The organism is Zhongshania sp., from assembly GCF_029212375.1.
Classification (GTDB): Bacteria; Pseudomonadota; Gammaproteobacteria; order Pseudomonadales; family Spongiibacteraceae; genus Spongiibacter.
In genome coordinates this window covers 39,750-59,385 of sequence record NZ_JARGNU010000011.1, presented here as the reverse complement: position 1 = coordinate 59,385, position 19,636 = coordinate 39,750, and the positions used below count along the sequence as shown (strand labels likewise).

The 19,636-nt window shown below is 49.4% G+C and carries 18 protein-coding genes; 12 read left to right on the top strand and 6 right to left on the bottom strand.

Annotated elements, in window-relative coordinates:
* Positions 1-6 precede the first annotated feature (6 nt).
* Complete coding sequence (locus P1U47_RS12270; protein WP_301029264.1) at positions 7-894, top strand: LysR substrate-binding domain-containing protein; 888 nt, start codon at positions 7-9, stop codon at positions 892-894.
* A gap of 40 nt (positions 895-934) precedes the next feature.
* On the opposite strand, the gene P1U47_RS12265 is transcribed toward P1U47_RS12270, so the two are convergent.
* Positions 935-1,426, bottom strand: coding sequence for an aminoacyl-tRNA deacylase (locus tag P1U47_RS12265; RefSeq protein WP_301029263.1), 492 nt, complete (start codon positions 1,424-1,426; stop codon positions 935-937).
* A 336-nt stretch (positions 1,427-1,762) separates the two neighbouring features.
* Here P1U47_RS12265 and P1U47_RS12260 point away from each other — a divergent pair, with 336 nt between their 5' ends.
* Complete coding sequence (locus P1U47_RS12260) at positions 1,763-1,984, top strand: hypothetical protein (RefSeq protein ID WP_301029262.1); 222 nt, start codon at positions 1,763-1,765, stop codon at positions 1,982-1,984.
* A gap of 46 nt (positions 1,985-2,030) precedes the next feature.
* On the opposite strand, the gene P1U47_RS12255 is transcribed toward P1U47_RS12260, so the two are convergent.
* Complete coding sequence (locus P1U47_RS12255; protein WP_301029261.1) at positions 2,031-3,461, bottom strand: transglutaminase family protein; 1,431 nt, start codon at positions 3,459-3,461, stop codon at positions 2,031-2,033.
* A gap of 37 nt (positions 3,462-3,498) precedes the next feature.
* Positions 3,499-4,386 carry an alpha/beta hydrolase gene (locus tag P1U47_RS12250; protein WP_301029260.1) on the bottom strand — a complete coding sequence of 296 codons (888 nt, stop codon included), beginning with the start codon at positions 4,384-4,386 and terminating at the stop codon, positions 3,499-3,501.
* 309 nt (positions 4,387-4,695) lie between these two features.
* Here P1U47_RS12250 and pomA point away from each other — a divergent pair, with 309 nt between their 5' ends.
* The 4 genes from pomA (at position 4,696) to P1U47_RS12230 (ending at position 7,731) form a co-directional block, all read left to right on the top strand.
* Positions 4,696-5,466, top strand: coding sequence for a flagellar motor protein PomA (gene pomA, locus P1U47_RS12245; protein WP_301029258.1), 771 nt, complete (start codon positions 4,696-4,698; stop codon positions 5,464-5,466).
* On the top strand, positions 5,467-6,309 hold the full coding sequence (locus tag P1U47_RS12240) for a flagellar motor protein MotB (RefSeq protein WP_301029257.1): 843 nt from the start codon (positions 5,467-5,469) through the stop codon (positions 6,307-6,309).
* A 243-nt stretch (positions 6,310-6,552) separates the two neighbouring features.
* Positions 6,553-7,083, top strand: a complete 531-nt coding sequence (locus tag P1U47_RS12235; RefSeq protein ID WP_301029256.1) for a hypothetical protein — start codon at positions 6,553-6,555, stop codon at positions 7,081-7,083.
* 141 nt (positions 7,084-7,224) lie between these two features.
* Entirely contained in the window at positions 7,225-7,731 is a 507-nt protein-coding gene (locus tag P1U47_RS12230; RefSeq protein ID WP_301029255.1) for a hypothetical protein, read from the top strand.
* Positions 7,732-7,797: 66 nt separating this feature from the next.
* Here the strand turns inward: P1U47_RS12230 and P1U47_RS12225 are convergent, their stop codons facing one another.
* Positions 7,798-8,982, bottom strand: coding sequence for an alkane 1-monooxygenase (locus P1U47_RS12225; RefSeq protein WP_301029253.1), 1,185 nt, complete (start codon positions 8,980-8,982; stop codon positions 7,798-7,800).
* A gap of 140 nt (positions 8,983-9,122) precedes the next feature.
* Here P1U47_RS12225 and P1U47_RS12220 point away from each other — a divergent pair, with 140 nt between their 5' ends.
* Positions 9,123-10,175, top strand: a complete 1,053-nt coding sequence (locus tag P1U47_RS12220) for an AraC family transcriptional regulator (protein WP_301029251.1) — start codon at positions 9,123-9,125, stop codon at positions 10,173-10,175.
* 27 nt (positions 10,176-10,202) lie between these two features.
* Positions 10,203-10,541 carry a HopJ type III effector protein gene (locus P1U47_RS12215; RefSeq protein ID WP_301029250.1) on the top strand — a complete coding sequence of 113 codons (339 nt, stop codon included), beginning with the start codon at positions 10,203-10,205 and terminating at the stop codon, positions 10,539-10,541.
* 54 nt (positions 10,542-10,595) lie between these two features.
* Here the strand turns inward: P1U47_RS12215 and P1U47_RS12210 are convergent, their stop codons facing one another.
* Positions 10,596-10,859: a hypothetical protein gene (locus P1U47_RS12210; protein ID WP_301029249.1), complete on the bottom strand. Its 264-nt coding sequence runs from the start codon at positions 10,857-10,859 to the stop codon at positions 10,596-10,598.
* Positions 10,860-11,067: 208 nt separating this feature from the next.
* Between P1U47_RS12210 and P1U47_RS12205 the strand changes: the two genes are divergently transcribed.
* Positions 11,068-12,579: a PQQ-dependent sugar dehydrogenase gene (locus tag P1U47_RS12205; RefSeq protein WP_301029248.1), complete on the top strand. Its 1,512-nt coding sequence runs from the start codon at positions 11,068-11,070 to the stop codon at positions 12,577-12,579.
* Here P1U47_RS12205 and P1U47_RS12200 read toward each other — a convergent pair.
* The gene (locus P1U47_RS12200; RefSeq protein WP_301029247.1) at positions 12,576-13,772 is read right to left on the bottom strand and encodes a cytochrome P450; all 1,197 of its coding nucleotides are present in this window, start codon (positions 13,770-13,772) and stop codon (positions 12,576-12,578) included. The two genes, P1U47_RS12205 and P1U47_RS12200, sit on opposite strands and share 4 nt — an antisense overlap.
* A 403-nt stretch (positions 13,773-14,175) precedes the next feature.
* Here P1U47_RS12200 and P1U47_RS12195 point away from each other — a divergent pair, with 403 nt between their 5' ends.
* The 3 genes from P1U47_RS12195 (at position 14,176) to P1U47_RS12185 (ending at position 19,615) form a co-directional block, all read left to right on the top strand.
* Positions 14,176-14,757: a hypothetical protein gene (locus P1U47_RS12195; protein WP_301029246.1), complete on the top strand. Its 582-nt coding sequence runs from the start codon at positions 14,176-14,178 to the stop codon at positions 14,755-14,757.
* Positions 14,758-15,104: 347 nt separating this feature from the next.
* Positions 15,105-16,802: a serine/threonine protein kinase gene (locus tag P1U47_RS12190; RefSeq protein WP_301029245.1), complete on the top strand. Its 1,698-nt coding sequence runs from the start codon at positions 15,105-15,107 to the stop codon at positions 16,800-16,802.
* Positions 16,803-16,900: 98 nt separating this feature from the next.
* Complete coding sequence (locus tag P1U47_RS12185; protein ID WP_301029244.1) at positions 16,901-19,615, top strand: TonB-dependent receptor; 2,715 nt, start codon at positions 16,901-16,903, stop codon at positions 19,613-19,615.
* The last annotated feature ends 21 nt before the right edge of the window (positions 19,616-19,636 follow it).

Below are 19,636 nucleotides of genomic sequence, written 5' to 3'. Positions count from 1 at the left end.
GTAATAATGAACCAGTGGCAGGGCCTTGCTGAATTTGTTGCCGTAGCCGAAACCGGCAGTTTTACTGTGGCGGCTGGGCGTTTGGCGGTATCAGTGGCGCAGGTCAGCCGGCAAGTCAGCGGCTTGGAAGACCGCCTAGGCGCCAAGTTGTTTTACCGCACCACCCGCAAAGTGGTTATGACGGAGAATGGCGGTGTTTACTACCAACACTGCCGGAGCTTGATGGATGGCTTGGCAGAGGCTGAACGGGCTATTTTAGATTTACAGGCTACACCGCGCGGTAAAATTAAAATGACCGCGCCGATTACCTACGGCGAAGAGAGCGTAATGCCGCTTGTAAATGATTTTGTGTTGCAGTATCCGCAACTGGAGTTGCATTGCCAGCTTAGCAACCAGCTCGACGATTTGGTGACCCAAGGCTACGACTTGGCGATTCGAATCGGCACGTTGAGCGATTCGGCGATGATGGCAAAAAAACTGGCATCGCGAACCCCCTATGTTTGTGCTGCGCCGAGTTATTTGAACCGCTATGGCATTGCTCACTCATTGGCCGAATTAGAACAGCACAATTGCTTGGTTGGCGGCTCGGACATCTGGCGATTTCAGGAGGCGGGCAAGTCGCGGAATATCCGCGTGTCGGGCAATATCCACTGCAATAGCGGTCACGCACTGGTTGATGCCGCGTTAAAAGGGGTAGGGCTAATTCAGTTGCCCGATTATTATGTGCAGGCCCACCTTGATGAAGGCAGTTTGATCAGTTTACTAGACCATTTTCGTGAGCCCGAAGAGGGTATTTGGGCACTATTTCCCCATAGCCGTAACTTGTCGCCCAAGATTAAGTTGCTAGTTGAGTTCTTGGCAGCGGGCTTAGGGCCTGCGAGCAACATAGCTTAAAGTGTTTACAAAGGCGCCATAACGCGATTAAGTTTTAATCTTAGTGAATTATCATGTTGCGGTGCTTATCCTCGGGACAACTCATTTGAAAATGATCTTGGCCACCCATTAGCTCTAAAAAGGCGCCGTGGTTGAGGTGGATTAAGTGCTCGTGGTCACCGCTTTCAAGATAGATGTCTTGGGTGTCATTGAGTTCTTCGTCCCAGCTAACCGGCATACCGTAAACTTGGCCAAGGGCGGGCACGGCACCGACTTCGCAGTCATCAAAGAGCGCAGCTAATTCCTCCTCGGTAGCCAGCCGGTAATGGCTATGCATATGAGAATTAATACGGTCTAGCATAAGGCGATGATGGGCAGGTATTACGCACATTCTATAGCGATCACCATCGCATATAATTATAGCTTTGGCGATTTTTTCTAGGGGCAGCTGAGCTGCCGCAGCGGATTGTTTGCTGCTGCGACTATGGGCGTGGCTGACTAAGTCAAAATGAACGCCTATTTTACATAGGTGGGCTGCAATTCTGGGTGACATGGCCATGTTCTTACCCTCCGGCATTGCCAGATTAATCGTGTTCGACCTTACATGTTTGAATATAGTGTGCGTGTTGTTTCCTGTCTAAGACGGGATATTTGCTAGGGCGGGGTTTAATAAAGGCTTTAAGTATAAGCGCTTTAGGGTGTGCAATTAAGTAATGCGCCAGCCTTGGTGGGCGGGCATTACTTTACTTATTTCTACGTTTTTCTGAAATTGTCATATTAACGTCATTAGGATGTAACATTTTTACACGATAATTGTTCCCTTGGCTGCGGTGCTTTAGCCACATTTATTTTTCTATCTCGATATTGGCCTGCAAAAAGCGGAGTGTGTATGTTATCTAATCGTGTTGGTGTTAAATCTATTCAAGTTTTGGCGCTGTCTTTGGCCGCTGTATTTTCGTTGCCGCTGAGTGTCTTTGCCGACGAGCCTGTGCAATTAATCGAAGAAGTAACCGTAGTTGGTGCAGTGCGCTCAAGCGCTACCATTGTTGTTGCCGACATTGATGTGGCTGGCGATGAAAGCTTGCAAGAAATGCCTGTCGCTTACGAGTAAAACTGCTTTTAGTGGTATGTCATCTTTTAAAAGCCGCTAAAGGTATTTAGCGGCTTTTTATTTGCACCGCCGAAATAATTTTTATTTGATGTAGTTGCTCATTCAATTTTAAAACTTCACTTTGTTCGCCATTGCTAATACCCAGCGCGATATGTCCTGCGGTGAAGTTACCCAAGCCACTGTCAAAACTCTGCCATTTATTTCCTGTCCATGCCTGCACCCACGCGTGGGGAACAAACACATATTTGCGTCCTAAAAATCGTTCGTTGTTATAGGCCAAGCCAAATACCACGCGGCTGGGAATGCCGGCTGTTCGGGCCAAGGTTGCCAGTAGCAGGGCGTGCTCGGTGCAGTCGCCCTGTTTGCTGTTAAAGGCTTCGAGTGCGGTGGCATAGCCAGAGTAGCTGGCTTCGCTGCTCATATGCCGGGTTACAAAGCGGCTGAGCCTGCGCATCCGCGCCGCAGTAGTGATGGTTTTATCGGTAAGTACGCTCTCAATCACCGTTTGAAAAACCGGCTCGGTACTGGGCAGCCAGTAGCTTGCCTGCAGCGCAGTGGCTAGGGTTTCTGGGCTGGGTTGGGCTTCGGTTCCACAGTCATCACATACGAGGATTTCTGCGCCGTCGGCCAGCGGGTTGACGGTTTGCTCAAAAGTGCTGGGTGGTGGGGTAGGTAGCCCTTGTAAGCGGTAGCGAATTTTACCGCGCAGGGCGATGTCGGTAATTTTGTACGGCGAGGCAATGAGCTGTCGATAGACGTGAGTTGTTGGCTCGAAGTAGGCCTGGGCGCAAGCTTGGCTGCAGTCAGTGATGATGACGTCGTCGCCCCCGCTAGTGCTTCTCTCCTCTAGGAAATAAAAATATTGATCGGCAAATAATATGGTATTGCGCTGGGGATCACCAAACTGATGGCGCTGAATTTTCCAGCGAATGCTGGGCTTGTCTGGCGAGTTGTAAGGCTGAATTTGCAATTGAAAGTGGTCGAATTGCTGGCTGCTAAAGTTCCAGCTGTAGTAGGCAATGGGTTTGTCTTGTTCAGCTCTATTTAGCAGAGCCAGGCGCAGCCCCTCGGGCAAATAAAACGGCTGGGGGATCGGGTATTCGCGGCTATTCTTTGTGGCATTACTCTGCCTAACGCTCAATATGTTGCCGTGTACGGTTGCCTGCATCTGGTGGTTAGCGGTGCCAGAATTAAGGTGCTTGGTGGCTGAAATCGGCTGGCCGCCAAGACTTTCGTGATACTCCAATACCGTTGTGGTGGTAGCGTCGGGTGCGCCGGGTTGGCTAACAGTGAGTACTACGGTGTCTCGCGTGAATAGGGTGTTTTTACTTTGGGCGCGGTTGATATGGCGATAGCCCATTTTATGCCCCGCTAAGCTTAGCGTTTGCCACTGTTCCCCAGTGTTTTGAGCTGGGTGTTCTTGGGCTGAGTTCGTTTGGGGTAGGCCCGCTTGGGACAAGCAGGGCAGACTTATCATTAGCGCGCCAAATAAAAGCTGAGTAGTGACGCGCATTTTATGAGGCGGCCAGCAGCTTGTTTGCGCTCAGCCAGTCGCGACTGAGTTTAACAACCTGTTCGCCATCTTCTTGCAGCGCCATATGGCCAACGCCTTGAATAACTTGGTGGCTGACGTTGGCGGGTAGCCGCTTTACCCTGCTTTCGAATTCTTTGGGCTTGTGCAGATAAGAGTGTTCTGCACGCAGGATCAAGCTTGGCACTTGAATGTGCCGCAGCGTTTGCCACGGCGAATACGTATGTTGAAAATTATGGGCCTCCCATTCTCTGCTGTAAGCCAGTTTAAATTGGCCGTCGGTTTGTTCAATTAATCCGGCTTCAGCATATTCTGTAAATGCAGGCTCAGAAAAGTGGCGGTAGGCGGCTTTATGCCGGTGGTAGTCGATAAACGCTTGGCGACTCGGCCACAGCTGCTGGCGATTTTTAGTGCGTTTAACCAAGTTCGTTCGACCCATTACTTGGGTCGGGGCAAGGCTTGCCAGCATTGGCAAAAATCGGCCAGGAATAGTAGCTGGGTCAAACATGAGTACGGCCTTAAACAAGTCTGGGCGTTTTACTGCGGCTAAGGCTAGTACGGTGCCGCCAATAGAGTGGCCCATGGCAATTACGGGTTGGCTGTTAAAGTCTGCTTGATGATCTAAAAAGGCAATGAGATCGTCGGCATGGTCGCGCCAGGTAAAGTTTCTGGGTGGGTGAGCGTTGCCCCACATACCGCGATTTTCTAGCCCAGCGATTCGGTAATCGTATTTAAAATGGCTGAGAAAGGTTTGGTAGCTGCCAATTGGAAAGCCGTTGGCGGCGGCAAATAGCAGGGGTTCACTGCCTTGGCCAAAGGTTTGCCAAATAGCGGGCCCGCGGCCAAAATCGGATTGTTGGGTGGTCAACATAGATACTTGTCTTATACTTTGGTGTTAACGAAGATCATAACATGGCGCACTAAGGCGGGTGGAGATTTGGCATCGTTGAAATCCGCTATGGCGGCGCAAGGCGCGCCGAGATATTGTAGCGAATACCTTAGTTTTAGGGCGTAGGTCATTCGAGTGCGCCATAATATTGGGAATCTCATGATGTTCACCTATAAAGTTATAAGCTCCTTTGCCGTTACCTTGTGTACGCATGGGTGAAATGGCGGCTGTGTTAGCCGCAGGCGATAAGCCGTTTTGCAAAGTTAGTGACAGAGATAGGCGGAGTTTTCTTTGGACATAGCAACGTTATTAGGCATGTTGGGCGCACTCGGGGTTATCGTCACTGCGATTGTGCTGGGTGGGAGTGCTAGCGGCTTTATTGATACGCCGAGCCTGTTAATTGTTGTGGGTGGCGGCTTGCTGGCGAATTTGGTGAAATTTCCCTTAGACCAAACGATGGGCGCCTTTAAAGTGGCGTCGCGGGCATTTGTACACAAACCAACCAGCTCTGAAGATCTTATTGCTGAATGTATGTCTATGGCGGGGGTGGCCCGCAAAGAAGGTCTGCTGGGTTTGGAGTCTTTGGAAATCAGTAATGAATTTCTAAACAAGGGCGTGCAGATGGCCATAGACGGTCACGACCCTGAGTTTGTTCGTCGCGTATTAAATAAGGAAATAAACCAGACCATTGAGCGCCATGAAATGGGCGAGGCGGTATTTAAGGGCTTTGGTGAGTCGGCGCCAGCAATGGGCATGATCGGAACCTTGGTTGGTTTGGTTCAGATGATGTCCAATATGTCTGACCCCAAGGCGCTTGGCCCCGCGATGGCCGTGGCCTTGTTAACAACCCTATATGGCGCGGTTTTGGCGAATGTGGTCGCGCTGCCGATGGCCGAAAAAATGGCGTTTCGCACGGCTGAAGAACGCCGTAATCGGCATTTGATTTTAGAGGCCGTGGACGGTATTCAAGAGGGGATTAACCCTCGGGTACTGGAGTCACTGCTGCAAACATACCTACCTGATAATAAGCGCGAAGTAGAACCTAAGTCTGAGGAAGCCTAAGTGGATGAGGCTCCGGTAAAAAAACAGGCCGCTGGCGCGCCAGCGTGGGTGCTTACCTTTGCTGATTTAATGTCACTGCTGCTGGCTTTCTTTGTGCTGTTGTTTTCCTTCTCCGAAATGGATAAGCAAAAGTTTAAGGAGTTGTCGGGATCAATGAAGGATGCCTTCGGCGTTCAGCGTGAGATCCCCGCATTTAAGCCGCCAATAGGCACTAGCATGATCGCTAGGGAGTTTAGCCCCGGCCAACCCAAGCCCACTGTTGAGAATCAAGTACGCCAAGAAGCGGTACGCGAAATGCGCGATTTTGTGCAAGTGGAGGCCGACGAGGCCCTTAATGACGATTTAGAGAAAGTAAAAGCCCATCTCGCGGTGGAAATAGCCGAAGGCTTGGTGGAGGTTGTTGACGATGGTGAACGGGTTATCATCATCCGTATTCGCGAACGTGGCTCTTTTCCGTCGGGTAGCGCTGATTTGTCGCCGGGTTTTGAACCTGTCTTGGCTAAGATGGGTTCTCTATTAAATGAAATTGACGGCCAAATTGTGGTTGCGGGGCATACCGACGACGTGCCAATTCATACCGACCGTTACTTCTCTAATTGGGACTTGTCCTCTGCGCGCGCGACCACGGTATTGCGAGGCATTATTGAGGCCAGTGGGCAGCCAAACGAGCGATTTCGTATAATGGCGCATGCAGCAACCCGTCCGCTTGCTGAAAATAGCAGTGCAGAGGGGCGGGCGCGCAATCGGCGTGTTGAGATCTTTCTGTTGCGCGGTGCTAAACATGAGCCAACGATGGGGCCTGCTATTGGTGGGCGTGAGACCTCACTGCTGGATTCTGATTGACCCTGCCCGCCGCTAGCCAGCCGAAAGCGGCGTAAATTTTCGAATTTTGCTCATTTCTATTTTTTCTAACGAAAAATTCACTGCCTGAAAATGTCGGGAAACGAATTTTTGCAACTGAATGTATTGGTTAGATTTGTGATAAGTATCACAGGTGTGAAGACTACGTATAGTTTAAATACCGAATAAGTTGCCCAATGTACTGGTTAATACCCAAAATACAAGGCTGCTTAAAAGGTGAAATTAATGACTATTCGTACAGTGCTAACAGCGGGAATTGCGTCAACATTACTATCTCTTAGTGCGCATGCAACTACCGGAACTAACTGGGCTTTTGAGGCGATTTCCAAATCTACCGGCTATACCGTGAATGGCCAACAGGCAGAGTCCAATCAGTTTGGTTTAGTGAAACACAGTAATACGTGTAGCAATGACGAACTATACATTAGCTGGGCGAGCGATAGTGCCAATGTTTGGGCGCTTGCTGGGCAAAAAATCTCGCTGGCAGCCGACTTTGACGGTGTGCCAATGGATATTCCGCTCGAGGTCGTATCGATAAAGCCAATGGCGGGAAATATGCATCAGGTAATTTTTGGTCATTCCTTTGCTAACCCAGAATTATTAGCGTTAATGAGCCATGCAAGCTCGGTGAATGTGCTAATGCCCTCGGTGGAGCTGGCCAAATACTTTAAGCAAACGGGTGATAGTTTTTCCCTGGCAGGCTTTACCCAAGCGCGCTTACAGGCACTCACACGCTGCAACTCCCAGAGCAGCTGATTTCACTCCAAGTTAAATAGGCTCGGTGGGGCTGGGGCGAATAAATGGGTATTTGTGCCAGCCAATTCATTTCTCGATTGTCTTCAGCCTTCGTTCAGCTAAGTCCTGATAATGTACAAGCACATTCAGGAGGAACTGATGATGACAAAGACAACAGCTCTTAGTTTAGAAAACCCCCGCTTGCTTCGAAATATGATGCTGACGGCATTGTTAGCCTTGGCTGTGGCACTTGCTCCAAAGCAAGCCCATGCAGACAACGCAGACGCAGCCGTTGCGGTATTGATTGGTGCAGCGGTTTTGTATGCGGCCCACGACTCTCATAAATCGGATAAGAGGTACAAACAGCAGCATGCCCATGTTCACGATCGCCATTGTGGACACCATGTAGAGTATCGCGGTAATGACCGCCGTCACGACGGCCATGTGAATTATCAATATCAACGCGATCGCTACTCTTCATCCTACGGTAAGCATCACAAATACGTAGAGCAGAAGCACAGCGGCAAGCATGGCAACAAATACGCCAAACAGTACGATAAGCACGATAGATACAGCCGCGACGACCATAAAGGCAATAAATATAGCAGGGATGATCGTCACAATAATCAGTCTTGGAACACTCGGGTGCGAGTTAGCCAAGGGCATTAATACTAGCGATGATTAAGATACGACGATGAATGTGGCGGCTGCTTTGGCCGCCACATTTTTTTGTGATTATGTAATTGAGCTATATGCGTCAGCCGCGATTTTGGTTTGGTAGTGCTCGCGTTTACCCGCCAATACATTGATTCGGTCGATATCGTTAGCCGCCCAATTGAGTACTTTTTTATCCATCACCTTAAACCACAGCGGCGGAATATACGCGAGTAGGAACATTGCGTAATAGCCGGCTGGGAGCTGTGGAACGTCATCGAAGTGCCGCAAACATTGGTAGCGACGACTGGGGTGGGCGTGATGGTCGGAATGGCGCTGTAGCTGAAAGGTAATGAGGTTTGAGATCAGCGAATTCTGGTTCCACGAGTGCTGGGGCTGCGGTGTTTCATAGCGGCCGTTATCGAGTTTTTGGCGCAGTAAACCGTAGTGTTCAACATAGTTAGCGGCCGTTAAGTTGGTGTGCCCAAGTAAGCTGGTAATGATCACAAACGCCAATACCGTTGGCCCACAGAGAACGCCTACTAGGGTAAAAAATAGCAAAGTGATTATTGCGCCCGGCAGTATCTCGTTTTTTGTCGACCAGAAAGACAGGCCTTTAGCATGTAGCCTATCTGCTTCTAGGCGCCAGCCGCGCAGCCATGTGCCAGGCATTTCTCTGAACATAAAACGGTAAAAATTTTCACCTAGGCGAGACGACGCGTGGTCGTGGGGGGTGGCGACATCGCGGTGGTGGCCGCGATTATGTTCAACACTAAAATGGGGTAGTGCCGCAATGCCTAAGGCTAGGCTTGCCGCCCAGCGTTCTGGCCGATTTTTCTTATGGCCTAATTCGTGGCCAAGATTTAAAAATGCGCCGCCTAAACCCATGCAAGATAAGGCCAGCGCCGCTAGACCTAAAATGGATAGTTGTGCATACCACGCGAAGGCAATAGCACTAAACCAAACCACTATGACGCCTGCGAGCGCGACGAACAAAGCCCAGCGAAAATAGTTGTCGGCGTCCAATGCGGGTACATCGGCTTCGTCATGGTTGTTGGGGTCTTGGCCGGAAACATAGTCGAGTATAGGGATCGCGACATAAAAAATAACAAAGCCTAAGGCTAGCCAAGCGCTGTTACCGGTTTTTATCGCTGGGATAATGCCAATTAGGGCCAGCCAGGGCATAAAAAAGGCATTGATCATCCACAGCCAGCGAAAACGCTGAGTAAGATCGGTAATCGAGAATCGCGATATTGTTGTTGCCATAGTTTATCGTCCTTATTATGTGGTCTTGATTAGCGGCGCCAAGTCTCGTTAGAGGCGTTAGGCTCATTCATTAGTCTACGCTTAGCGATTAAGGAGTGAAATGTTGCTACTGACCGCCGAAATTGTTAATTTCGGCCACTATGGATAAAAATAACAATTTTAGTTCAATTTCCCCTACTGGGTTGCGGCCTGCACTGGGCTTGTTGATTCTGTGCCAAACCCTAGAGGAGCTGGGTTTAGATCATGAAGCGGCGAGTGCAATAACGGGCTTGAGTCGGCGCGAGCTGGAGACGCCGGGCTACCTGATACGTTCAGATCAGGAAATTGCCTTTATTAAGGCAACGCTCGCGGCGAACCCGCGTCCTGACCTTGCCTACCTTGTTGGCCGACGCTACCACTTCGGCGTTTTTGGTATTTGGGGTTTGGCGCTTATTTGTAGTGAGAATTTACAGCAGGCGTTTCAGGTGGCTCAAGAATTTATCGAATTGACTCACAGCTTTGTCGGCTTGGAGCTGAACGTCGACGGCGCAGCGGCAAGCTTGGCGTTGCGCGATAACTACCCCGCCGGCGCAGTGCGCAACTTTGTGGTTGAGCGCGACCTTATCGTCACGCTGGTGGTCGCGACGGAGGCCGCGGCTCAGAAATTACCGCTTATGCATCTGGATGTTGCTATTCCCGAACCGGCGCACGCCAAGGAGATTGAACGGCTCGTTGGCTGCCCTGTGGTATTTAATGCTCGTCATACGCGGGTGAACTTCGCGCGCGAGATACTGCAGATTACTCTGCCCCAGGCGAATGCGGTGACGTGGTCGGCCTGTGTTAGGCAATGTCGCGAGCTCATTAGTCGTCAGCATGGGGAGCGCAGTTTTACGCATCGCGTGCAACGGGCTATCGCCGACTCTGCCTTTAAAGGAATTGGCGCGGTGGCGCAGCGCTTAGCTATTCCCGAGCGAACTCTGCGCCGGTTATTACAACGCGAGGGCGCGAGTTATCGCGCGCTAAGTCAGCAATTACGTTTAGATTTGGCGCAGCAATACCTTGCTGACGATAGCTTAGGGCTCGATCAGTTGGCTGAAAAGCTGGGCTATAGTGAGGCAGCTAACTTCAGCCACGCTTTTAAGCGCTGGAGTGGAATGACGCCAGGGGAATATCGGCTTAGCTGCAAGCATGCTAATAGCAAAATTCCTTTATAATACTCGGCGTTAAAATGGGAGTGTGGCATGACAATACAAGAACTTATCGATCGTTTGGCCGAGCGGCCAGTGGATTTCGCCGACGTAATGGCTGTTATTGACGCCGAGTATGATTTTACGCCAAGTGCTTTTCAAAATGGCGAGCAGCATAATGCTGCGGGCAGCAATAATGGCTCATGTAAAATATTTGCGTTTGCAGCTTTAAATCAGCTAAGTAAAGAGGCGACGTTAAATGCCTTTGGCGATTATTACAGCAAGGATGTGTTGGGGAACCCCAGCGGGGAAGATCACGCTAATATTCGTAACTTTATGCGCAGCGGTTGGGCGGGAATTCGCTTTGAAGACAGTGCTTTAACCAGTAAGTAGCATACTGGCGCCTGCAGTTATTGTTAGGCGCCAGTTTTTATCGCTATTTTGTGACTAGCGCAGCGCGTCTTCTTCGCTAACAACAGGGCGGTCGGTTTTTGTGCCGCGCATAATATTACCTGCTACTGCATCGTCGCCGCCATAGTGGGCTAGCATGACGTGATCGTCGTGAACCTCAACTAAAACGCCAACAAAGGGCATGTCCATCATAGTACCAGACACGCGGTAACTGACTAGGTCGCCGGCTTTAAAGGTCTCGGGCTTAAAATTTAGTTCAAACGGGCATTTTTCGCCGCTGCTACTACCCATATCCATCATGGCTTATCATCTCTGTTTATTGATTTTAGGTTTGCGATCTTTAGTTGCTGGCGCCGCATTGGCCAAGCTAACTAATAAGTACCGTGAATTTCCAGTTTAACGCCGTCTGCACGTAGAATCGAGCTGTGGTGTACGCTAGATCGTTAATTTTAATAATGGGCCGGCTCCAGTGGGGCTGCTGGTGGTAAATAATCTAGGCGAAAACCCAATGAAAATACTGAAACGGCTGTGCTACACCTTGTTGGCACTGCTTGCGCTGATCGTGTTGACGCCCTTGGTAATGATTCAATTTGGCTCTGCGGGCATGGCAACTACCTCGAAAGTTGTGCTCAATATGGTGCTTGGCTACGGCGGCGAGGCACCCGATGCAAGTGATATTCAGCAGCAGCTCGAGGTTGCTGAGGGCTTTAGCGTGAGCCTGTACGCCAGTGATCTCGGTAAAATTCGCTTTTTACACGTGACAGACGCCGGAGATTTACTTGTTAGCCGCCCGCGTAGCGGCGACATAGTCTTACTTGAGCGCGATCGCAATGGCGATGGCTTGCCCGACGCTCAGCGAGTACTGCTTAGCAGTTTAACGCGACCCCATGGTTTGGACATTGCTGCGGGCTGGCTGTACATAGCCGAATCTAACGGGGTTGGCAAAATTGCCTTTGATAGCGCCCAAGGACAAACCAATGGCAGCTACCAACGCATCGTTGATGACTTGGATGACAAGGGTAATCACTGGACTAAAACTCTGCGCGTAGGCGATGACGGCTGGCTGTACTTGAGCGGGGGCTCTAGTTGCAATGTGTGCGAAGAGGAAGATCCCACCCGGGCGACCATTATGCGATTTCGCATGGACGGTAGCGAGTTTGGGGTTTACGCCACTGGCCTGCGCAATAGCGTTGGGCTGGACTGGGCGCCGTGGAATAACGCCCTTTACGCGACCGATAATGGCCGTGATTTACTGGGCGACAATTTTCCGCCCTGTGAACTGAATCGTATTGAGAAAGGAGGGTTTTACGGCTGGCCCTATGTTAACGCCAGTACGCCGGACCCTGATTTTGGCGGAAAAAACGCGGCAGCTACAGCTAAAAATATACCGCCGAGCCATGAATTTCGCGCTCACAATGCGCCGCTGGGTTTACGCTTTTTGCGGTATAGCAAGGTTGGTGGTTTCGAGCGCACAGCCTTAGTAGCCCTGCACGGTTCGTGGAATAGAAGTGAGCCGGACGGCTATAAAGTGGTGTCGCTGCACTGGCAGGGCGACGGTACTATTGTTGAACAGGATTTCTTGAGTGGATTTTTACAGGGTGATCGGCTAATAGGTCGGCCGGTGGATATTGCCGAGGCCAATGATGGCAGCCTCTATATTTCGGATGACTATTCGGGTTCGATATACCGCGTAGTGGCAGGTAAAACAGCTGTTAGTAGCAGGCGTCTTGAGTTGCCGCAGCAACCTCAGGGGAGCAGCAAGAGCGATCCGATGTTAGGCGCATATAGCCCTGAACAGCGCGATCACTTGAGGCGTCGCGGTGAACAGCTGTTCAATGACTATAATTGCAGTAGCTGTCATCGCGGTGCAGCCCTGTCGGGCTTAGCTGAGCGTTACGAATTAAATGAATTAGCCAGCTTTTTTAGCGCGCCAATACCGCCGATGCCGGCTTTTCCACTCAGCGCAGAAGATCGCGAGGCCTTGGCGGTATATTTACTACTAAGGCCTAATACTGACTAGCGGCAGCGAATTTTTAGATTTTTGGGACCGCGCAAATAAAACGCGTCGCACCATTCTATTTTTTCCTGGGTTATCTCAATAGTTTTAAAGCGATCAAACATATGATTTAAGGCCAGTTCGCCTTCGAGCAGGCCTAGTGCGCGCCCCACACACATGTGAATGCCCCAGCCGAAGGCGGTGTGCTGACGCAGGTTCTCACGCCGCACATCGAGTTGATCGGCATTTTTGAACACCGACTCATCGCGGTTGGCGCTGGCATACATGGCCAGCACGGTGGCGTCTTTGGGAATCGTCACGCCGGCAACTTGGGTTTCCGAGATCGATTGGCGAAACAAAAACTGAATTGGTGACAGGTAGCGCAGCACCTCTTCGGTCATATTGGGTACCAGAGAGCGGTCGGCGCGGGCGATTTTTTCCTGTTCTGGAAAATCCCGCAGGCAAATAATGGCATTAGAGATTAGGCTGGTGGTGGTTTCATTGCCGGCAATCAGCAACAACACGCACATGGCCAGTACTTCATCAGCAGTAAGTTTGTCGCCTGCTTCCTCGGCCTGCACCAAGTCAGAAATCAGATTGGCTTCGGGCTTTTTCCGAACTTCGGCTATGCGCTTTAGGAAGTAATCTCGGAAATCTTCGGTGTCTTGGCGCATTTCTGCGCGCTGGGCATCGGTTAATGCCGCCGCATTGCCGCCGGCGGTGACATTATTAGACCAGCGCCGAAAATCTGCGCGCATCTCTGTTTCAATGCCCATGATTTGACCTATGATATGGACCGGCAGCGGTGATGAGAACTCTTCAATAACATCAAATTCTTCGTTCTCAGAGGCTTCATCGAGCAATTGTTTAACAATCGCGACAATTTCGGTGCGTTTGCTGTCCAGCATCCGCTTTGAAAAGGCTTTATTCACTAAATTGCGCAAGCGAGTGTGGTCTGGTGGATCGCTCGCCAGCAAGTAAGGTGAGTCGGGCGCAGGGTTGAAATCGCCGAAGGCCAGCTGAATTAAAGGGCCTGACGAGAATTGCTCGTGATTACGCAGTACCGCTTGCACGTCGCTGTGGCGGCTAACGGCATAGGCATTCATTTCAGGGATGTACTTAACCGGTTCGTGTTCGCGAAGGTAGGCGTAATACGGGTAGGGGTCGGCTTGAACAATGGCTTTGGTTGGGTCGTAATTGGCGTAGGGAGAGCTCATAGTCTGTAAATCCTAATTTTATTGTGCGTAGGCCATCTAATTCAATATTTATTGACTAATTTATCAGTATTGGCGGAAGAATAAAATTATTCCATGCTGTATTTATACCTATGCAGTGCTTAAGGGGTTGTTTTGTTTGGTTAACTTATTGAATTCTAAGCTAAATACCTGTTTGGCTGGCGCCGCTTGGTGGCGGCCTGTGCTGCAAGGAAAGGTGGCCAATTTAGTTGAGGCTCTACGATACAATACGAGATCGTAGTAGACTTATCGCCGCTTAATAAGATAGCTACACGGCAAGCTGGAATACTATGTGCTTGTGGAGAGAGGCTACATTTAACGAGATTGGTCGGCTGATAACTACGGCCACTGATGTGTGACAAATTCGGGTGCCAAGGAACGAAAAATGAAATCCATTCTGCCGCTGATATTTTCAGCTTTGTTTTTATTTGCCTGTGCAAGTAACGAGACTGTGGTGTATTCCAATGGATTCAGTTTTGGCAATTACGATTATGTTGTAATCGAGCGCGATACTAATAGCGCTATTTACGGAATGGACCTTGAATTTGGCAATATGATTGGCGCTTACAATATGGCGGTAGTTGGCTCCAAAGAAATTGAAAACCTGCCCTACACAGCAAAAAAGCGCACATTGGGAGTGCAGTTGTCGGTTAGCGGCAGTGATGAGCGCATTATGCTGGGTATCTCCTTCCAAGACTTTATCACCGGGCGGACGGTAGCTACGATTGGGTCCACGGAAAAAGGCGACTTGTTCGACCGCGATGACCGCAAGGATATTTTTGAGCTAGTTAGCAATACCGTGGTTGCTGCGATCAAACGTGACAAGCAGCTGAATGTGCAAAGTAGCAGATCGCTTGACCGCAATAAAGCGGTGCCCGTGGCGGCGCCGGTGAATAATAATGAATACGACGAGTACGAATCGGCAGCGGAAAAGCCCTATTCGCTAACACCAGATTTTTCTGAGTAAGCTTTTATAAGCAGCGTTGCTGCACTTTGCGACGGCTGCCTAGGCTACGCTTTGCAGTGACGATTTTGTTGTACTTGGCAAGCGCTTCGTTACCCATCTAAATGACTAAGCCCAATGTATCACCGCTGCAGCTGACTTCTGAAGAGAGCTGTCACGGCTTATTTTATTAGAACACCGTTAATAAGATGCACACATTCCCTTAGCTTTTCTCCGTTTTAGATTGAACTTTTTAAACTGTCACATAACTGCAATATTCAGTTCATATATCTGTCACTAAGTCTCCCTAACATACTCTCCATTAATACAATCCTAGAAAACCTTAGCGTCTGTTCCGGAGATTAGTTCTTATGAAAAAGTTCTTTGCATTAACCACGATGGCTACGGCCATGGTACTTGCCGGTTGCGGCGGTGGTGGCGACATTAATATAAATGCGCAAAACAACAGCACTACTACCAGTACCGGTGGTGGCAACGGCGGCAGCACATCTGCCAACGGCTGCGCGAGCTATAGTACTTCAGGTGGAATTACTCGTCAGGGCGCCGACAGCGGTGTTAACTGTGTATATGGACCTGACTTTGTTAGCCTGACTAACCCCATCGACATTGGTCCTTCTACTCCAGTGGTATTTACCAAATTGGCCAACGGCGGTGTTCACGTTTTTCGTGACAGTTTAGTGGTGGGCCGCAACTACAGCAGCGATGCCGACCTTGTGGCTGCGGGCATCGCAAAAGGTGGCGACGGTTCAAAAATTGAAATAGAAGCAGGTACTACCCTAGCTTTTCAGTCTTCAGATGACTACGTAGTAATCAACCGCGGCTCTCAAATTTTTGCCGAAGGCACCGCGTCTGCACCAATTACTATTACCTCTGTATCCGATGCAGTGGATGGCACTGTTGGCGCGGAAGAAGTTCAGGCCTGGGGCGGCATGATCATCAACGGTTTTGGTTTAACGAATAAGTGTGCCTATACCGGTAGTCCAGCGACAAATGATTTGGCGACAACTGCATCTGGCTGTCATGTAGCTGCTGAAGGTAAGGCTGGTGGTGGCCAGACCCATTACGGCGGTGCTAATAATGCCGACAGCTCAGGCTCACTGAAATACTTCATCGTTAAACACACTGGCGCACAGGTTGAAGAAGGTAATGAATTAAACGGTATATCTTTCGATGCCGTAGGTTCAGGTACGACGGTTGATTTCTTGCAAGCCTATTCTACCTATGACGATGGCGTTGAAATGTTCGGCGGTGCAGTAAATATTAACCACTACATTGCAATGTATGTTCGTGACGACTCTATCGATATCGATGAAGGTTACAGCGGTACTTTTGATTACGCACTTGTTATTCAGTCAGAAACAGATGGTAACCACTGCGTGGAATCTGACGGTATTGGTAGCTACAGTAGTAAGGATCAGGCCACCATTGATGATTTTGTAGCGCGGGGTTTGAACTCTCGGGCCACGATTAAAAACATGACTTGTATCATGTCTTCTAATGATGGCCCTGCAGGTACGGCGGCCGGCTTAGGGACTCACGATCCAGGTGCTGGCATGCGAATTCGTGAAGCGCATTTCCCTATAATTCAAAACGCCCTGATTACTTCTGCCTACCAAGGCGATGTATTAACTGGCGATGACGATTACAACTACTGTGTACGTATCGAAAGTGCTGAGGGCTTGAAAGCGGCGGACGATGGCGACTTAGTCATTGAGGGATCCATTATAGCGTGCTCGGATCTTACTAAAGGCGACAATTTGCCAAGTGGTAAAACTCAGCTTGAGTTTATTAATTTGAAAAGTCAGGCCCTGCACACGCTGGAGAGTGGCGAAGATCCAACTGCAGCAAGCAACGCGAATCTAGACATACTTGATGGCTTCTACTCTTTGCCAGTAGCGAGTATGAAAGTGGGCGGTGCGGCGCCAACGGTATCGCCTGTTGCTGGTCGTGCGTTCTTTGGCGCGGTGGTGAAGGATGACGATTGGACTGCTGGCTGGGCTTACGGAATTGACCCTGCAAATCGCGGCGAGCCGCTGTGGTTCGAATAAGCGACACAACAGGTTCAGCTTAAGCCGTAAATCAGAGGGCGCCTTACGGCGCCCTTTCTGTTAAAACCCGATCAATTTATGCACGTGGGTCTTTTCTCATGAAAAAGAATGTAATCAAAAAAGGTGTGCTGCCCGCATTTACAGTCAGCGCACTTAGTCTTGCGATAGGTGCTGTAGCTCAGGAGGCCGGATCTGATGGCTTTGCACTTAATAAGCCAATAGAAGAGGTTGTCGTCGTTGGTCGCTTAAAAAGCAGCGCCGAGAATGTTGTTATGGAGCGGCTAGAGCAGGAAGTTGCAATAGACTTCTTGAGCTCAGATGCAATTGGGCGTGTTGGTGACTCAACGGTTGCCGCTGCGCTGCGCCGCGTGCCAGGTGTCACCTTGGTGGATGACAAGTATGTGTTTGTTCGCGGGCTTGGCGAGCGCTATTCCAGCACCTTGCTTAACGGTGCGGTGGTGCCCTCGCCAGATTTGTCGCGTAGCGTCATTCCCTTAGATATTTTCCCTACTTCAATAGTTGACTCACTTGCTGTCCAAAAAGTGCACTCGGCGGATATGCCTGCGGCTTTTGGCGGTGGCAGTGTCGATATTCGGACTAAGGGAATTCCGACAGATCTTGTGTTTAATATTGAAATTGGCAGTGGCATGAACACTGAATCCGATGGCAATTTTTTAAGCTATAGCGGCGGTGGCGATGATGCCTTAGGCAAAGACGATGGCACCCGCGCATTATCGTCTGCACTGACACAGGCGCTGCGAACCTATGGTGGTAGTTTTGATCGCAATGATATTTTGGCCGAAATGCGCAAAACCAATCCAAACGCGACAATTACTGATGCCGAAACGGTAAACCGTCAACTTGCTACTGAGCTATATCGCAAAATTGATGTTTACGAGGTGAGCGGCGATCCCGATTTTTCTGCAGAAGCCAATTTGGGAAATCGCTTTTATCTAGGCGATAGTGAGGAAACTGAGTTCGGGTTTCTTGCCGGTATCGCTTACGATTCCCAGTGGCGTAAGAAAAAAAGTGTGAGCCGCTCGGTAACTGAAAGCGAAGAAGCGGATGTCAAAAATGAAACCACACAAAATGTGTCGTTAACTGCAAACTTGGGTTTTGGCTTGCGCTTAAACGAAGATCACTATATTGAAACCACAAGTTTATTTTTGCGTAACACCGACGATCGCGTTTCAATAACAGACGAATACGATTTGGATAAGCCGTTTTCTGTAGGCTCCAATTCTGATCGAGTGTTTAAGCTTCGTTACGAGCAGCGTGAGCTTGAAATTCACCAAATTCGGGGTGAACACAAATTAGGCGAGGCCAGTCGCGCGTTATTTGGCGGTGACTCATTAGCAATGCTAGATGGCTTGGGTTTCGATTGGTTTTATTCAGATAGCGAATCGACGACAGAAATTCCAAACGAAGTGTCGGTGCAAACAAATCATCAATTTGGTTCACCGTCAGTTACTAGTGTAGTGCGCGACAGTTCGTCGGCGGATTATCGCTTTACCGAGCTTGAAGATCAGGTGGAGAGTTACGGTTGGGAAGTGAAAATGCCGTTTTCAACGCGTGATTTTGCTTTTGAAGTATCCGGTGGCGCTGAATACTGGCAAAAGGTACGAACGTACCAGCAAACCCAATTTGGCCTTGGTAGTGTCAGTGCCTCTAACGAAGCCTTAACGGGCTCATTGGCGACGGTGTATAGCGACCAAAATATTCTGAATCAAAGTCTCGGCTACCAACTTGCTGTTGCGGGCAGTAATTCAGAAAGCTACCTTGCCGCTAATCGCGTTGACGCTTATTACGGAAAATTTGATGTTACTTGGCAGGAAACGTGGCGTGTTGTTGCGGGGCTCCGGTATGAAGATTACCAACAAGTTGGCTTAACGTGGGATCCACTGGATTTTACCGGCATACCTGTTGTTACGTCTGAGTCCGGCGGGCAAGAGGCGATAGCCAAAGAACTGCAAGATGCGGTGTTCACTAACGATGATACTTATACATCATTGGCGGCCACTTATATGCGGCCAGGCTTTTATGCCGAGGACTTTCAACTGCGATTCGGCTATAGCGAAACAACGGTTAGACCAGACTTGCGAGAAATATCTAAGGCCAGTTACATCGACCCAATTACCGGCGCGTTGGTATTTGGTAACCCAGATGTGACTCCTGCACAATTTAAAAATTATGATGTGCGTGCAGAATGGTTTTTTAGTAATGGCGATAATTTAACGGCGTCGCTATTCTATAAAGATATTACTGACCCCATTGAACAATTCCAAGCTGCTGCTGGCGATACCAATACAGCGGTTGAGATTATCAATGCAGAGAGCGCAACGATTACTGGGGTTGAGTTTGAGTTTATGAAAGATCTTGCTGATGTTTCTAACAAGCTTATGCCATTCTTCTTGCAGGGCAACTTAACCTTGCTTGATACTGAATTGGTTGCAGGTTCAAAAGCTGACGCACCAACTAATCCAACTCGCGACTTGGTTGGGGCATCGAAGTATTCAGCAAACTTAATACTGGGTTATGACGCACCAAATGAGCAGCATTCGGCAACCTTGTCATATAATGTATTTGGTGAACGATTGTACTTTGCGGGCCGGAACGGTGAGCCAGACGCTTACGAGCAGCCGTTTAATTCGCTGGATGCTACGTATTCTTACTATCCTACCGAAGCGATTATCGTTAAGCTTAAGTTGAAAAATATTCTTGATGAAAGCTTGAAAATCGAACGCGATAATGTGGTGACGTTCTCCGAAGATGTTGGGCAGTCATTGAGTGCAAGTGTTCAATATCAGTTTTGATTGCTAAAATTGCTATACTTA

What these genes read in the sequence shown, in the direction of transcription:
- P1U47_RS12205 (WP_301029248.1), top strand. Translation starts at nt 11,068, where the DNA reads ATGAAAATACTGAAACGGCTGTGCTACACCTTGTTGGCACTGCTTGCG.
- P1U47_RS12260 (WP_301029262.1), top strand. Translation starts at nt 1,763, where the DNA reads ATGTTATCTAATCGTGTTGGTGTTAAATCTATTCAAGTTTTGGCGCTG.
- P1U47_RS12200 (WP_301029247.1), bottom strand. Translation starts at nt 13,772, where the DNA reads ATGAGCTCTCCCTACGCCAATTACGACCCAACCAAAGCCATTGTTCAA.
- P1U47_RS12225 (WP_301029253.1), bottom strand. Translation starts at nt 8,982, where the DNA reads ATGGCAACAACAATATCGCGATTCTCGATTACCGATCTTACTCAGCGT.
- P1U47_RS12235 (WP_301029256.1), top strand. Translation starts at nt 6,553, where the DNA reads ATGACTATTCGTACAGTGCTAACAGCGGGAATTGCGTCAACATTACTA.
- P1U47_RS12185 (WP_301029244.1), top strand. Translation starts at nt 16,901, where the DNA reads ATGAAAAAGAATGTAATCAAAAAAGGTGTGCTGCCCGCATTTACAGTC.
- P1U47_RS12195 (WP_301029246.1), top strand. Translation starts at nt 14,176, where the DNA reads ATGAAATCCATTCTGCCGCTGATATTTTCAGCTTTGTTTTTATTTGCC.
- P1U47_RS12220 (WP_301029251.1), top strand. Translation starts at nt 9,123, where the DNA reads ATGGATAAAAATAACAATTTTAGTTCAATTTCCCCTACTGGGTTGCGG.
- P1U47_RS12190 (WP_301029245.1), top strand. Translation starts at nt 15,105, where the DNA reads ATGAAAAAGTTCTTTGCATTAACCACGATGGCTACGGCCATGGTACTT.
- P1U47_RS12265 (WP_301029263.1), bottom strand. Translation starts at nt 1,426, where the DNA reads ATGTCACCCAGAATTGCAGCCCACCTATGTAAAATAGGCGTTCATTTT.
- P1U47_RS12210 (WP_301029249.1), bottom strand. Translation starts at nt 10,859, where the DNA reads ATGATGGATATGGGTAGTAGCAGCGGCGAAAAATGCCCGTTTGAACTA.
- P1U47_RS12255 (WP_301029261.1), bottom strand. Translation starts at nt 3,461, where the DNA reads ATGATAAGTCTGCCCTGCTTGTCCCAAGCGGGCCTACCCCAAACGAAC.
- P1U47_RS12250 (WP_301029260.1), bottom strand. Translation starts at nt 4,386, where the DNA reads ATGTTGACCACCCAACAATCCGATTTTGGCCGCGGGCCCGCTATTTGG.
- P1U47_RS12270 (WP_301029264.1), top strand. Translation starts at nt 7, where the DNA reads ATGAACCAGTGGCAGGGCCTTGCTGAATTTGTTGCCGTAGCCGAAACC.
- P1U47_RS12230 (WP_301029255.1), top strand. Translation starts at nt 7,225, where the DNA reads ATGACAAAGACAACAGCTCTTAGTTTAGAAAACCCCCGCTTGCTTCGA.
- P1U47_RS12215 (WP_301029250.1), top strand. Translation starts at nt 10,203, where the DNA reads ATGACAATACAAGAACTTATCGATCGTTTGGCCGAGCGGCCAGTGGAT.